At 39.3% G+C, this 15,686-nt stretch carries 13 protein-coding genes and 1 tRNA gene; 10 read left to right on the top strand and 4 right to left on the bottom strand.

Going from position 1 to position 15,686, the window contains the following annotated elements:
* Positions 1-44: 44 nt before the first annotated feature.
* The 3 genes from RIC88_RS06950 to hflX all read right to left on the bottom strand — a co-directional run bounded on the left by RIC88_RS06950 (position 45) and on the right by hflX (position 2,802).
* Entirely contained in the window at positions 45-968 is a 924-nt protein-coding gene (locus RIC88_RS06950) for a DUF4382 domain-containing protein (RefSeq protein ID WP_350216796.1), read from the bottom strand.
* A gap of 268 nt (positions 969-1,236) precedes the next feature.
* Positions 1,237-1,308: transfer RNA gene (locus RIC88_RS06945), tRNA-Arg, on the bottom strand.
* A gap of 369 nt (positions 1,309-1,677) precedes the next feature.
* The gene (gene hflX, locus RIC88_RS06940) at positions 1,678-2,802 is read right to left on the bottom strand and encodes a GTPase HflX (RefSeq protein WP_350216795.1); all 1,125 of its coding nucleotides are present in this window, start codon (positions 2,800-2,802) and stop codon (positions 1,678-1,680) included.
* A 65-nt stretch (positions 2,803-2,867) separates the two neighbouring features.
* On the opposite strand from hflX, the gene RIC88_RS06935 reads away from it, so the two are divergent.
* The 6 genes from RIC88_RS06935 (at position 2,868) to RIC88_RS06910 (ending at position 10,189) form a co-directional block, all read left to right on the top strand.
* Positions 2,868-3,971, top strand: coding sequence for a glycosyltransferase family 4 protein (locus RIC88_RS06935; RefSeq protein WP_350216794.1), 1,104 nt, complete (start codon positions 2,868-2,870; stop codon positions 3,969-3,971).
* Between the two features lie 45 nt (positions 3,972-4,016).
* Entirely contained in the window at positions 4,017-4,769 is a 753-nt protein-coding gene (locus RIC88_RS06930) for a polysaccharide biosynthesis/export family protein (RefSeq protein ID WP_350216793.1), read from the top strand.
* Positions 4,770-7,145: a GumC family protein gene (locus RIC88_RS06925; RefSeq protein ID WP_350216792.1), complete on the top strand. Its 2,376-nt coding sequence runs from the start codon at positions 4,770-4,772 to the stop codon at positions 7,143-7,145. It begins immediately after the preceding gene.
* Entirely contained in the window at positions 7,145-7,864 is a 720-nt protein-coding gene (locus RIC88_RS06920; RefSeq protein WP_350216791.1) for a tyrosine-protein phosphatase, read from the top strand. The genes RIC88_RS06925 and RIC88_RS06920 overlap by 1 nt, the downstream gene beginning before the upstream one ends.
* 97 nt (positions 7,865-7,961) lie before the next feature.
* The gene (locus RIC88_RS06915) at positions 7,962-9,365 is read left to right on the top strand and encodes a tetratricopeptide repeat protein (protein WP_350216790.1); all 1,404 of its coding nucleotides are present in this window, start codon (positions 7,962-7,964) and stop codon (positions 9,363-9,365) included.
* Positions 9,366-9,433: 68 nt separating this feature from the next.
* On the top strand, positions 9,434-10,189 hold the full coding sequence (locus RIC88_RS06910) for a phosphosulfolactate synthase (protein ID WP_350216789.1): 756 nt from the start codon (positions 9,434-9,436) through the stop codon (positions 10,187-10,189).
* 1 nt (position 10,190) lies between these two features.
* On the opposite strand, the gene RIC88_RS06905 is transcribed toward RIC88_RS06910, so the two are convergent.
* Positions 10,191-10,880, bottom strand: coding sequence for a hypothetical protein (locus RIC88_RS06905; RefSeq protein ID WP_350216788.1), 690 nt, complete (start codon positions 10,878-10,880; stop codon positions 10,191-10,193).
* A 23-nt stretch (positions 10,881-10,903) separates the two neighbouring features.
* Between RIC88_RS06905 and RIC88_RS06900 the strand changes: the two genes are divergently transcribed.
* The 4 genes from RIC88_RS06900 to RIC88_RS06885 all read left to right on the top strand — a co-directional run bounded on the left by RIC88_RS06900 (position 10,904) and on the right by RIC88_RS06885 (position 15,666).
* Complete coding sequence (locus tag RIC88_RS06900; RefSeq protein WP_350216787.1) at positions 10,904-11,782, top strand: DUF368 domain-containing protein; 879 nt, start codon at positions 10,904-10,906, stop codon at positions 11,780-11,782.
* 49 nt (positions 11,783-11,831) lie between these two features.
* On the top strand, positions 11,832-12,569 hold the full coding sequence (locus RIC88_RS06895; protein WP_350216786.1) for a shikimate dehydrogenase family protein: 738 nt from the start codon (positions 11,832-11,834) through the stop codon (positions 12,567-12,569).
* 7 nt (positions 12,570-12,576) lie between these two features.
* On the top strand, positions 12,577-14,598 hold the full coding sequence (uvrB, locus tag RIC88_RS06890) for an excinuclease ABC subunit UvrB (RefSeq protein WP_350216785.1): 2,022 nt from the start codon (positions 12,577-12,579) through the stop codon (positions 14,596-14,598).
* A 99-nt stretch (positions 14,599-14,697) separates the two neighbouring features.
* Positions 14,698-15,666 carry a ketoacyl-ACP synthase III gene (locus tag RIC88_RS06885; protein ID WP_350216784.1) on the top strand — a complete coding sequence of 323 codons (969 nt, stop codon included), beginning with the start codon at positions 14,698-14,700 and terminating at the stop codon, positions 15,664-15,666.
* Positions 15,667-15,686 lie beyond the last annotated feature (20 nt).

Below are 15,686 nucleotides of genomic sequence, written 5' to 3'. Positions count from 1 at the left end.
ACATAAAAAAAGAGGGCAAAGTGCCCTCTTAAAGTTCAAAATTATTACTTCAACAAAATGTTAGCAGTAACTGTTGAGTTTGAAGTAACACTTATCGTGTTAAAAAGTGATCCGTCAATCATAAGTTCGGATTCAACTCTTCCCTGAAATTCAAGGTCTTCATCATCATCAATGTTAGAGTAGGAAGCAACAACTATTTCATAGTCACCTTCTTCCATAAATGCCAGTGTATAAGACCCATCTTCAGCTACAATTGCTGAGTTTATAGAACCTTCATATCTGGTTCTTCCTTCACCTGGTTCAGCTTCTTCAGAAGCAGAAAAGGTACCTTTTTGATAAGCATATACGACTAGTTGATGACTAGAATTTGCTTCACCTTCTACGGTTCCTTTGATCTCACCGGATAGATCTTCTACTACTACACGGCCATTTGATCTAAGTCTAAATGAAGCCTCAGAAGTATTGTTAGCTTCTGCTACAATAGCTTTTCTCAAGTCAATGTCAGCCACTAGGTTTGTAGTGCTATTAGCAGCCACATCAAAAGCTCCACTTATTTGATAACCTGTTGTCGTTGCGTTCTCAATGATCAAATCTTTTCTGGATCCATCTTTCATTTCTACGTATGAATCAGATGCGCCAGATAGAATGAATCGGAGATCTGAGTATGACCCAGCTTCAATATCACCTTCACCTAAAAAATAGGTTTCACCATTTTGATAAGCCATCAGGTTAAACTCTTTAGGCGAACTAAAAGTAGCAACGGTTCTAGATTCTCCATTTGCAGTTGCTCTAACTTCACTAACAGATAAGTTTACGCTGTTTACGTTTCTGGCATCTACTGCAGCATCAGTTGCTGATACCCTGACTTTTCCTTTGGATTCAATTTCAGCACTTCCATCGCCACATGCGAAGAGTCCTGTAAGCAATAGAATCCCTAATAATTTCGATGTTATTTTAAACTTTTTCATTGTGAATAATTTTTTTTGTTCAACATTAATTTTCACAAGGGACTAGTGCTAAGCCTGTGCCAACGGGAATCAGCTAGATGAACTCCTTGATTTTATAGCCGAAAGCCACGGTTTGTTCGATCTGTCACTGAAGCCAATTCTCAAAATGAGAAAATTGTTTTAATTACGGGAAAAATTGTGGGAGTTGACAGATATAGTTATCAGGACTCGAATCGCACCAGCGTCCCGATTGGATCATGTGTTTAGAAAATTTTCCCCAGATTTTTAGTAGCCTCTCCAGGACTCGAACCTGGATCAAGCGTTTAGGAAACGCCTATTCTATCCCTTGAACTAAGAGGCCATAATAACTTCTATCTATCCCTGTCTGTGACAGGCAGGCATTGAGCTACAACGCCAAGAAGAGCAAAAATATAAACTTATGAGAAAGGCAATCACCTTAAACGTGTGTCGCCCCCTCTTTCTTTTTTGAATCGCCGATTATTATCTTGGGTTACTATCCTCTTTAACAGCATTAATTCATCTGATCTAACCAGGCCGACGGCCTTCATCAGAAATAGAAAGAGGATAGCAATAGCAAAGCAAATGATTGATAAACCGAGTGCTAACTTTCCCATTATTACCTCCTTTTTTTAAGTAATCTGGAAATCAAATTCCTTTCCAAAATAGTGGAATATCGGGCTAACGTTTTTGGATAGGTCATTTTGTCAGCTTAGTATGTCTCCTGCTGCATGTAGTTAGGATAAATTTTCATATGAACTTTTCTAACCTCTGCAGTTAGCAACTCCTTAAGATCCGAAACGCCAGTTCCTTTTTTAGCACTTATTTGAATGGATGTGCCATTACCATTCGTTGTTATGACATCATCAGCTTTATCTATTTTGTTGTAGACCTTAACGGTGGTGATGTCTCCTGCCCCTATTTCAGCTAAAGTTTCGTCCACTACTCTCATGTGATCTTCATGAGATGGGTTCGAGGCATCAATAACATGTAAGAGAATATCAGCTTCCATTACTTCAGCCAGTGTTGATTTGAAGGATTCAATCAGTGAATGTGGAAGCTTTCTGATAAATCCAACTGTGTCAGAAAGCAAGAAAGGAATATTATTTAAAACTACTTTTCTAACCGTTGAATCTACTGTAGCAAACAATTCGTCTTTTGCATAAACTTTCTCCTTACTCAAGACCTTCATGAGCGTTGACTTGCCCGCATTCGTATATCCAACCAAAGCAACCCTTACAATTCCACTTCGGGATTTGCGCTGAGTATTGGATTGCTTTTCTATTTTCTCTAGCTTCTTTTTCAGAACGTTTATCTGATCCCGAATCATCCTTCTATCTGTTTCTATTTCTTTTTCACCGGCACCACCACGTGTACCGGTTCCTCCTCTTTGCCTTTCCAGGTGAGTCCACATGCGTGTCAGTCGTGGAAGTAAATACTGGTATCGTGCAAGTTCAACCTGTGTTTTAGCCTGAGCGGTTTTTGCCCTTTTCAGGAAAATATCAAGGATAAGTAAACTGCGATCGTATATTTTTACTTTCAGCTCTTTTTCCAGGTTTCTAAGTTGTGAGGGAGAGAGGTCGTCATCAAAAACCGCAACGTCAATCTTGTCCATGCTACATATGGTTTTGATTTCCTCAAGCTTCCCTTTACCTACAAATGTTTTTGGATCAGGATGTTCTAGTTTTTGGGTGATTTTACCCAAAATATCTATTTGAAGCGTTTGAGAAAGAAATTCAAGCTCATCCATCATTTCTTCCATACGGTCGTCAGACTCAGATTTTGAGCCAACAGCCACGAGAACCCCTCGATCGTTCTTTTTTGCAGTTTCTATCATATTTATCGCAAAGTTTGCTAATTAAGCATAGCTTACAAAAGTTTGCTACTCAAAGAGTTTACACAGTGAAGATCGCTTTTGTTGCCAATACTTGCTGGAATATCTACAATTTTCGTAAAGGTCTCGTTCACCACTTTCTTTCAAAAGGTGATAAGGTTATTGTACTAGCACCCTGGGATGAATACGCAGAGAAAATTGTGGAATGGGGAGTCAAGTGGATTGATATCCCACTTCAAGGAACGGGAGCAAATCCGATGAGAGATATGTCATATTTTCTCAAGCTTCAAAAAATATTCAAATCCGAAAAGCCTGAAATAGCCCTATCGTACACGATCAAGGCCAATATATATTCATCTTTAGCAGGTAAATTCACTGGGGTGCCAGTGATATGCAATGTGAGTGGCTTGGGTACTGTTTTTTTGGTGGAGGGGTTGATAGGGAAGATTGCACTGAGGCTATATAAAGTGGCTTTTCGATCTGCGACTTATGTATTTTTTCAAAATCAGGATGATAGGGAGCTTTTCACTAACCAAGTAAATATCTCAGAAGAGCGTATTGGGATATTACCGGGTTCAGGGATCGATTTGAAGAAATTTTTACCTACAACTATTCCGGATAATGAATCAATAGAATTTCTGATGGTTTCAAGAGTAATCATTGAAAAAGGCGTTAGGGAATTTGCTGAGGCTGCCTCTCATTTCAAAGAAGAAAAAAATGTAAAATTTACATTGATTGGGAAATTTGATCCAGATCATTCACGATCCATACCTCAAAGCGAACTGAACCATTGGATAGAGGAAGGAATAATTGACTATAAAGAGCATTCTGATGAAATTGTCGATCTGATAGCAAAATCGGATGCGCTGGTCTTGCCGTCTTATCGTGAAGGAACCTCGCGAACATTGCTCGAGGGAGCCGCCATGGGGCGTCCCTTGTTAGCTTCCAATGTTCCCGGATGTAAGGAAGTCGTGAGGGACGGGTACAATGGATTTCTTTTTGAAGTCCAAAACTCGAAGAGCTTGATTGATAAAATCAGATTATTTCTTTCCTTAAATAAGCAGGAAAGAAAGCAACTTGCAGCTAACTCTCGTAAATTGGTTGAAGAGTCATTTGATGAAAATATCGTCATTGATATGTATGAACAGACAATACGTCGAATCATCGGGTGAGCATAGAATATTTCTTCTATTTTTACGACATATAAACACTTATCTGTGAACCGTTTAGTATTAATTGTTTTAATCGCTGTTTTAAGTAGCTGCAAAGCTTACAAACAGGATATTATGTTTCGTCTTGATGATGAATTTACTGAAAGTGATTTATCGACCGTAACTGATCAAATTGAAAGTAACTATATCCTTAAGCCAAATGATGCGCTTTTGCTGGATGTTTTCACAAATGAAGGTGAGAGGTTGATAGACCCCAACCAGGAATTGATGGCCAACCCCGGACAACAGCAACAGCAATTTAGGGATCGGTTTCAATATATTATTCAGGTAGATGGAAAAGCTACTTTTCCAATGATTGGTGATGTTAACCTTGCCGGAATGACACTTTTTGAAGCTGAGATTGCTATTGCCGAAAGGTTTGATAAAGTATATAAAGGATCATTTGTCAAACTTAGAATTACGAATCGAAGAGTGTTTGTGCTAGGTGCTCCCGGAGGGAGAGTGGTCCCATTGCCAAATGAAAATACAAGTATTGTAGAAGTACTTGCATCATCAGAAGGTTTGGATATGGGCGCAAAGGCGCAAAATATTAAATTGATAAGGGGCAAAGATGTGTACCGCATAAACCTGGCTACTATTAGCGGCATGAAGCAAACAAATATGTTGGTAGCTCCCGGAGACATCATATATGTAGAACCATGGAGAAGACCTTGGCTTGAGACACTCAGGGATGTTTCACCTGCCCTTAGTTTGGTTTCCAGTGTCCTAACGTTAATTGTAGTCGTTCAGAATCTGTAAATGGAAAACAATTTACCATCACATAAAAGTATGGAGGCAGAAAAAGACTTCTTTGAGTCGTTTGACCTGGAGAGGTTTTGGTATGTTCTTAAAAGAAGCAAATTCTGGTTAGTTGGTTTTGTTATTTTGACCACTTCTCTTGCATATGTGTATGTCAGGTACACTAAGCCGGTTTACAATTCTGAATCAATCATCAAACTTGAGTTTGAAAGTGAGGCCAACGTGCTAGGCTTGGTAGAAGTTGTAAACACCCAAGAGAGAAATGAAATCTCCGGAGAGATTGAATTGATAAAATCCAGATTGTTTCTTTCAAGAGTAGCCGAGTCTGCCAAGATGGATGTTTCATATCATGTATATGGTCGATACCTGACGGACGAGCGATATAAAAATTCACCGTTTAGGGTTTCTTATAAAATCCATGACCCCATCTATTTCAACAGGCCATTCGATATTGAATTTGGAGCTGAAGATTCTTTTAAGCTCACATTTATAAAAGGAGGAGAAGAAACATCTCAGACGTACAATTTCGGTGACGAAATACAAACTGATGGATTTAACCTGTTGATTGAACGGACTGAAAACTTTGATTCCTCAGATGACAATAGGTACTTTTTTATAATCTCAAGTAGAGATGCGCTGATCTCTACATTACAAGAAAACTTAAATGTGATACCTGAAAATTTTAATGCTAAAACAATTAAAGTTTCATACTCAGATCATAATAAGTATAAGGCCAGGGACCTGGTAGACTTGATAGACTCTCTTTATTTAGATTATACCAGGGAGGTTAAAAATGTTGCGATTGAACAGAAAATTCAATTCCTGAATAGTCAGATTGAGAGCACTGAAAAGAAGCTTTCAGAATACGAGGATTACTTTGAAGAATTCACCATTGAAAATAGAACTACAAATCTAGGAGAAGACCTCAACAGAACCATTGAGCAGCTTGCCCTTCTGGACTCTCAGCGATATTTTTTGAAAAAGAGCATGAATGACTTCAATCTCATACACAAGCAGGTCAATGCAAAGGGTGCTATTGCTGTCAATCCTTTTTTAATGGAACAATTACCTAAATCATTAACAGAATCAATCACAGAATATTCAAAACTACAGCAGGAGAGAGAGTTGAAGCTTGCCTCTTACAACGAGACATCCTACATCATAGAACAAATTGATACCAAGCTTGATAAATCAAAAAATCTGCTGGTCGATCTTCTTGAAACGTATGAAGAGACCTTGGAGGATCGAATGGCACAAGTCGATAGAAGAAGAAATATCCTTGAAAACAACTTGACGCAAATGCCATCTATGGGTACTGAGTATGGTAAAAACCGTCGCTTTTATGAATTGCAAGAAGAGTTTATGTTATCCCTCCAAACTTCTAAAATGGAGCTTGAGATAACCCGAGCTGGAACAGTAACAAAAAATGTAGTTCTCTCGCCTGCATCGCTTCCTTCTATTCCTGTTAAACCTCAAAAGGTACTAATAATAGGAGCAGGGCTTATGATTGGACTAGTTATAAGTGTAGTTTATCTATTGATTAGGTACCTCGCTCATAACAAAGTCGCTGGGGTAAGGGAGCTGGAAAGGCTGGTAAAGGTCCCTGTTCTTGGTGCCATCCCTCATTATAAAAAGGAATCGCTTAGTCATACTTCTTTGGTTGTTAAGAAAGACTCTAAAAGCTCATTAAGCGAGGCATTGAGAACGATCAGAACCAACATGGATTTTATCCATTCTTCAGCAGGTTCAAAAACAATAAGCGTTACTTCTACTATTTCAGGGGAAGGAAAAACCTTCGTTGCTGCAAACCTTGGTGCTATAATAGCCATGACAGGACAGAAAGTGTGTGTGGTTGATATTGACATGAGAAAACCCAAAGTACACCTTGCATTTGGTGGAGTGAGTAGCAAAGATGGAGTTAGCACAATCTTGTCAGGAAAAAGCAAACTAAAAAGTAGCATCCAGGAGACGCCTATCAAAGATTTACATTTTGTTGGTGCAGGCCCGACACCACCAAATCCTTCTGAGCTTCTGCTACAGTCAGAATTTAATGATATGTTGGAAGGTCTTCGAAAAATATACGATGTGGTAATTCTTGATACACCACCTGTTGGTTTAGTTACAGACGGTAGATTGGTTATGAAATATTGTGATATTCAGTTATACATAGTCCGTGCTGATTACTCGAAGAGAAGTTTTATTAAGGTGATCAATGATTTGAAAGGAACTGGCCAGTTTCCTAACATGACCACCATTCTCAATTCAATTGACTCAACGCCAGGTTATGGTTATGGCTATGGTTACGGGTATGGCTACTATACCGAAGATGAATCAAAAACAAAAAGGGTAGCCTCAAGTATAAAAAATCTATTCTAATGAAGCTCTTTGGGAAAAAGAGTATAAATCCACTTTTGGTTGATATCCATTCTCATTTGATACCCAATATTGATGATGGATCACAATCATTGGAACAAAGCATTGGAATGATCAATGAGCTGATATCCATAGGGTTTAAAAAGCTGATTACCACACCTCATATACATCCACGCTACCCAAATACTACTGAAATTATAATGTCGGGGCTCAAAGAATTGCAGGTAGAAATAAAACGAAAAAAAATGGACGTTGAGATTGAGGCTGCTGCGGAGTACTATGTAGATGAAGTTTTTTATGCAAAATTGTCCAGCGATGAACCTATCTTATCGTTTGGTGATCGATATGTGTTGGTAGAGTCTTCTTTTGTAAATAAGCCAGTTTTTTTTGAATCTGTAATGTTTGATTTACAATCTAAGGGTTATAGACCCGTTTTGGCTCACCCGGAGCGTTACCAATTTTTAGAAGGAAGAATAGACTGGCTGGAGGAACTTAAAAGTATGGGGGTGCTGTTTCAGGTTACTTTAGGATCGATTGGCGGGTATTATGGGGCAATGCCACAAGAAATAGGCAGGCGATTGCTTCAAAAAGAAATGGTTGATTTTTTAGGCTCTGACTTACATCGGGAAACCCATTTGGAATTTCTAAAAAAAGGGATGAAATCAAAGGAAGTTCAAAAATGTATCAATCAGAATCGATTAAAAAATAAAGAACTTTTATGAGGGTGTGGAAAACTTTTTAAGCCCTCCCACGAGGGATTTAAACACATTTTCGTCTAAATTCCTCCTATCATTTACCACCGGAAAATAAACTTTTGGCATGGCTGAAGAACATAAACGTAAGGAAGAGAGAGAGTTGATAAGAAAGTTTGAAGCATTTCTTAAAAACAGGGAGAACCATTTCTTCGATGAAGAAACGATGATTCAGATCATTTGCTACTATAGTGTACATGATAAATTGAGTAAAGCATTAAAGGCATCAAATATTGCATTGGAGCAATTCCCCTACTCAATAGATATTACCATTGAAAAATCTGATGTTCTGGTGAAGATGGAAAAGGCTGACGAGGCGATAGAACTCCTGGAAGAGACACTTAATATCCAACCAAACGACCCTGAATTATTACTTCAGAAAGGAGCGATTCATTGTTTGTTATCAGAATTTGAAGAGGCAATTGAAACCTATGGAAATGCCCTTTTGAATGTGGATGAGAAAGATGAGGTTTATTTCAGCATTGGAATGGCCTATCAGGGGCTCGGGAAATATAATGAGGCTGCTGAACAATATAAGCTAGCAATTGAGATTAACATGCTCAATGAAAATGCACTTTATGAGTTGGCTTATTGTCTTGATGTTTCAGGTGAACTGGAAAGCAGTCTTTCCTACTATCAAAAGTTTATTGATCAGGATCCATATTCAGAATATGCATGGTACAACTTGGGAATTGTCTACAACAAACTTGCTCGCTTTGATGAGGCGGTTGACGCATATGAATATGCAACTGCCATTGATGAGGACTTTAGTAGTGCCTGGTTTAATATGGGCAATGCCTTGATGAACCTAGGAAAATATGACAGGGCACTGGCGTCATACCTAAAAACATATGATCAGGAAGGGGCTTCACCTGAAACTTACTGCCATATTGGGGCTGCATATGAAAAGTTACAGCAACACGAGCTAGCTATCAAATACTATCAAAAGGCTACCAAATTGGATCAGATGTACCATGAAGCCTGGTATGGGGTTGGGGTATGTCTTGCGCTTCAGGATAAATGGTATGAGGCAATTCATTTTTTGAACAAAGCACTTAAACTAGATGCTGAAAATGCCCATTACTGGAAGGCTGTAGCCGATGCAGAGTATAAAACCGGAAATATGGTTTCGGCATTGGATGCTTATCGCGAGGCAAGCGAGATGAGTTCGGAAGATCCTAAAATCTGGCTTGATTGGTCAATGGTGTATTATGAACAAGGAGATTATGACCAAGCCATCTCTATTCTGGAAAATGGATTGGACGAGTGTCCGGACAATGCTGAAATGTATTACAGAGGAGTAGTTTACTTAATAGGCTCAGGCAGTTATAAGAACGCAATCAATAGATTAGAGACGGCTCTAATCCTGGATTTTGAAGGTCATGAAGTTCTTTTTGATTTCTTCCCTAATCTACCAACTCAAAAGGCTCTATACAGAATTATTGATCAGTTTCGTCAGGATAACAAATAAACTTTGACCGTCTAAAGATAATTTGTGATTTTTGGGGCTTCTTTTGAAATAAGCACCAAATAACCTACATGAATTACCATCTTAATAACATACCAGAGCGAACGAATAAGCCAAGAACAGAAGGCTATACAATGGTTATGGATAAGGGACTCAGCTTGAGAGAGGTTGAGGACATGATAGAATCCAGTGGCGAGTACATAGATATTGTCAAGTTTGGCTGGGCCACATCATATGTTTATCCCAAACTCAATGAAAAAATTGCCCTTTATAAATCTGCCGGGATTCCATGTTATTTTGGAGGTACCTTATTTGAGGCATTTGTCGTACGTGATCAGTTTGCTGACTATCAAAAGATTCTTGATGAATTTGGTCTGGAGTACGCGGAAGTTTCTGATGGGTCTTTAGAAATGAATCATGACTTAAAATGTGAATATATAAGTACGCTGGCAAAACAAGTGACGGTATTGAGTGAGGTTGGGTCGAAAGATGCCGCTAAAATCATCCCTCCATATAAATGGATTGAGCAGATGTCAACTGAACTGGAAGCTGGTGCCTGGAAGGTCATTGGCGAGGCTCGTGAGAGTGGTAATGTAGGCCTTTTCCGGGATTCAGGTGAAGTAAGACAGGGACTTGTGGAAGAGATTTTAACCAAAATCCCATCAGAAAAAATCCTGTGGGAGGCACCTCAAAAAGCGCAGCAAGTTTGGTTTATCAAGCTCAGCGGGCCAAATGTGAACCTTGGAAATATTGCTCCAAATGAAGTAATCCCACTAGAAACCATAAGATTAGGACTAAGGGGGGATACGTTCAGTTTTTTCCTTTAAATCACTTCAAAAGCACACCAATAGTAAAGCCAGCTGAGACAGCAATGGGAAAACTTGAGTCTCCAGAGCTGTGACTATAGTTGTATTTTCCATCTTTTGCGGAAGAATAGCCATAGCCTAAACCAAAATGATAGTCCAATGTCATAATATTGGCGAGGACATATTGATGGCCGTATGTTATCAGAAATGCAAACGAGGTGAAACTTTGCCTCTGCAGTTCAAGACTTCCGTTGTAACCTTTAAAATCTTCAGTGTATTGTGAAAAAACAATTTCCGGGCGAATATATTTTCCGCTTAAAAGATGAGCGCTTTTTAGATCGTCTGTTACAAAATCAGGATTTAATTTAAACTTGGGTCCGCCTTTTATTAGGAAGCCGGATTGATTGATATCTGAGGCAGTTCCTATGTTTAAACCAATGAATCCGACTTTAGCTTCCCATGAAAGCCAATCCTTTATGTAGCTTTCATAACCAATTGTAGAATTCCCGGTCAAAGGTGAAAAGAATTCAAACTTGATCGCTTTCTTTTTATTTTTAGCATAGTCAGTGTCTATTTGTTGCGCAACTGATTGTGAAGCAAAGGCGATTACTAAAAGTGTGATTAAGGGTTTCATTAGGTGATTTTTTGTGTTTTTCATTAAGGAATGAATTAATACCCATTCCCCCAAAATATTTTTATTAATATTTGCCACTTCAAAAATTATTCAGCTATTCAATGATCAATTATAAACTCTTCTTTAAAGGTGCAGCTATGGGTTGTGCAGATCTGATCCCCGGGGTTTCTGGAGGTACAATTGCCTTAATTACAGGCATTTACGAGGAGTTGATCAATTCAATCAAGTCCATCGATGGTCAGGCTTTGAAATTGTTGCTGAAGCTCAGGATAAAAGATTTATGGCAGCATGTAAATGGTTTGTTTCTACTACACGTATTTGGTGGAATTCTGCTAAGCATTTTCTCCCTATCTCAACTCATCACCTTTTTTCTTGAAAATCATCCAATACCATTATGGTCTTTTTTCTTTGGACTGATATTGGTCTCAGCATTTTATGTGATGCCTAAAAAGACCAGCTTCACCTCATTCTTATTTGTAATAATCGGAGCTGCAAGCGCATATATCGTCACATCATTGACTCCATTGGAAACCTCAGAACAGCTCTGGTTTATATTCATTTCAGGGGCTATTGCAATTTGTGCCATGATTTTACCAGGAATTTCCGGATCATTTATTCTGATTCTACTGGCGAAATACGAGTTCATTTTAAATTCAGTTAAAGAATTCGATTTCAAAATCATCATAATCTTTGGCTTAGGATGCGCTACCGGACTCTTATCTTTTTCAAAATTGATCCATTGGCTGCTTCAAAAGTATAAGGCTATAACCATGGCTACTTTAGCAGGGTTTATGCTTGGATCGCTTAATAAAATATGGCCATGGAAGACATCTTCTGAAGTGTCATTTAATAATGTTTTACCCTCGCAGTTTGAGGAGATGACTGGTGAACCGAATGAATTCGTGCTGGCATCTATTTTTTATGTTGTAGGTGGTGTATTAGTCATCATTCTTGAGCGTTTTGGAAGAGTGGCAGAATAGTTGAACCTTTCCTTTTTGCTTCATCTTTTCGCGGTAACTTTATTTTCCAATGAAAAAATACGGTTTGATCGGATACCCTGTTGGGCATAGCTACTCTCAGGAATTTTTTAAGAAAAAGTTTAAAAAACTTAAACTGAAGGATCATTCCTATGAGCTATTTGAGATGGAATATCTAAATGAATTTCCCGCTCTTTGGTTGAAGCATGGTGATCTTGCAGGGGTAAATGTGACTGTACCTCACAAGGAAAAAGTATTGAAATATTTGGACAAGCAGGATGCAAGTGCGATAAAAGTTGGCGCTGCAAACGTAATTCAGAAAAAAAGTGGTAAGCTGATCGGATTCAATACAGATTATATGGCCTTTCGGGAATCCTTAAAGAAATGGATTGGTGATTTCAAAGGAGAAGCGTTGGTTTTAGGCTCAGGAGGTGCTTCTAAAGCAGTTCAGGCAGGGCTAACTGATTTAAATATCCCATATAATCAGGTGAGTCGCAATATAAAAGGAGGTGACTACACCTATGAACAGCTTAAAAGCAACCCGGATATTATTAAGCGATTTAATTTAATAGTCAATACCACTCCACTCGGAATGTTTCCGAATAATGAAACCAAGCCTGAAATTCCATATAAGAAAATATCCAATGGCAGCTATTTGTATGACTTGGTCTATAATCCTGAAGAGACTGTCTTTATGAAACTAGGCAAGGAGCAGGGTGCAAAAACTAAAAACGGACTGGAGATGTTGGAGCTTCAGGCAGAAAGATCCTGGGATATCTGGAATAGCTAATAATTGCATGGATTTTAAACTAACTTCTGAATACAGCCCAACAGGCGATCAACCGGAAGCCATCCGTCAGCTTGTGGAGGGCATAAACAATGGGGAGGCTTCTCAAACCCTTCTTGGCGTTACTGGATCGGGCAAAACATTTACAATGGCTAATGTGGTGGAACAAGTGCAAAAGCCGACGCTGGTACTTAGTCACAATAAGACACTTGCAGCTCAATTGTACGGAGAGTTTAAGCGATTCTTTCCAGACAATGCTGTGGAATATTTCATATCCTACTATGACTACTATCAACCGGAAGCGTACATCCCGACCAGCAATGTTTACATTGAGAAGGATCTTTCAATTAATGACGAAATTGAAAAACTGCGGTTAAGTGCTACTTCAGCATTACTCTCTGGGCGCAGGGATGTCATAGTGGTAGCGTCTGTTTCATGCATTTATGGTATAGGGAATCCTGAGGAATTTGGAAAAAATGTCATTAGGCTTCAGGAAGGAGACAGCATTCCCAGGAATAAATTCCTTTTTGACCTGGTGGATATTCTGTACAGCAGGACAGAGGCCGAATTCAAACGGGGGACTTTCAGAGTGAAAGGGGATACAGTAGATGTCTTTGTAGCTTATGCCGATTTTGCTTATCGATTTATTTTCTGGGGAGATGAAATTGAGTCAATTCAACGTATTGACCCTGTTACAGGAGAAAAAGAATCAGACGAACGCATTGTTACTATTTTTCCAGCTAACCTTTTTGTTACTGGCAAGGATCAGCTCCAGGTGGCGGTCAGGGAAATCCAGGATGACATGGTGGAGCAGGTGCAATTTTTTGAAGATGAGCGAAGGTTTTTAGAGGCCAAGCGCTTGAAAGAACGAACTGAATTTGATCTGGAAATGATCCGGGAGATCGGATATTGCTCTGGAGTAGAAAACTATTCCAGATACTTCGACCGTCGATCCCCGGGTAGCAGACCATTCTGTTTGTTGGATTATTTTCCTGATGATTTCCTAATGATCATTGACGAAAGTCATGTAACCGTGCCGCAAGTGCGAGGGATGTGGGGTGGAGATAGGGCTAGGAAGGTAAATCTGGTCGATTATGGCTTTCGATTGCCTTCCGCGATGGACAACCGGCCATTGACCTTCAACGAGTTTGAGGATATGCTCAATCAGGTTGTTTTTGTAAGCGCTACGCCAGCTGATTATGAGCTTCGAAAATCAGAAGGGGTTATCATTGAGCAACTGATTCGACCCACTGGCTTATTAGATCCTGTGATAGATGTTCGCCCAAGTCAGAATCAAATAGATGATTTGATGGATGAAATTCAGCAACGCATTGAAATGGAAGATCGGGTGCTGGTTACCACATTGACGAAACGGATGGCAGAAGAGCTGACCAAATACTTGCTGAATGCCGGAGTTAAAACCAGATATATCCACTCAGAGGTGGACACACTCGATAGGGTGGAGATACTGCGGGAACTTCGTCTTGGTGTTTTTGATGTACTTGTTGGAGTAAACCTGCTTAGGGAGGGGCTTGACCTTCCGGAAGTTTCGTTAGTGGCCGTTCTGGATGCTGATAAGGAAGGTTTCCTGAGAAATGAACGATCACTGGTTCAAACGATTGGTAGGGCGGCTCGAAACGACCGTGGTAAAGTCATCATGTATGCAGATAAGGTAACCGGTTCTATGAAACTTGCCATTGATGAAACCAATAGAAGGAGAAGTATCCAAATGGAATACAATGAGAAGCATGGTATTACACCGCTTTCATTGAAAAAGAACAAGGAGGAAATTTTACGTCAAACAGGAGTGGCGGACAAGAAGAAAGGCGCTAAAAAATATTATATGGAGGAAGAGCATACTTTGGCTGCAGATCCGGTTGTTGCCTACATGTCTAAAGATCAATTGAGCAAGCTTGCTTCAGAAACGAGAAAGAAAATGGAGAAAGCTGCCAAAGATCTTGACTTTATGGAAGCCGCCAGGTTACGAGACGAACTTCAAGAGATAGAAAAGTTGATGAAAGAAAACAAGTAGTTCTTTGGATTTAAGACCTTCCTGATTCAACTTGCTTTGGAAGTAGATAACTGTGCCCAAAGAAAATCTTTTTCAAACCAAAAACTCCCAATACTTATTATGTCACAAATCACAGCATTCGGTACATATGTGCCTGAAAAAATTGTAGACAATCATTATTTCGAAGAATTCATTGACACTAATGATGAATGGATCATTTCCCGTACCGGGATAAAGACGCGCCGTTTTGCAAAAGAAGGTGAGTATACCAGTGATCTGGCTGTAAAAGCTGTTCAGAACCTTATGGAAGTAAGTGGTAAGGATGTTTCTGATGTGGACTTTATTGTAGTTTGTACTACATCACCGGATCAGCCTATGCCCAATTCTGCTTCAAGGGTACAATATAAGTTAGGTATCGAAAATTGTGGGTGTAACGACATATATGCCGCATGTGCAGGGTTTGTATATGGGTTGCAGGTGGCTCACGGATTTGTGAACAGCGGAGTGTACAAAAAAGTGTTGGTGATTGGGGCAGAAACACTTTCCAAGATCATGGATATTGAAGACAGAACTTCCTGTATTCTATTTGGAGATGCTGCCGGAGCTGCCCTAGTTGAACCTGGCGATAAGGAGCAATTTATCGCCTTTAATTCAGGTACAAATGGGGATTTTGGCCATGACCTCTATTTAAGTCATAAAAAGAACAGCATTAATGGAGTAGGAATTAATCCACATGGAAAAATTGTCCAAAATGGACGATCTGTTTTTAAATGGGCAGTGGGAAATATTCCTAAAAAAATTCATGAATTGGTAAACAAAGCCGGATTGACAATTGATGATATTGATTACATAGTGCCACACAGTGCTAATCTTCGCATTATTGAGGCAATTGCCAAGAGCCTGAACTATCCAATGGAAAAGATACCTGAAAGTGTAACAGAGTTTGGAAATACTTCTTCTGCTTCTATCCCATTGGCGATAAAAAAGTCTATGACCAACGGAGGTATTAAAAAAGGGGACACAATACTGATGATAGGGTTTGGCGGTGGACTGACATTTGCAGGGTGTATCGTTAAATGGGACATTTAATCATTACTTTTTCAAAAAAG

This window comes from Ekhidna sp., assembly GCF_040220215.1.
GTDB lineage: Bacteria > Bacteroidota > Bacteroidia > Cytophagales > Cyclobacteriaceae > Ekhidna.
The sequence above is the reverse complement of the archived record's forward strand: the minus strand, read 5'-3'. Positions and strand labels throughout refer to the sequence as shown.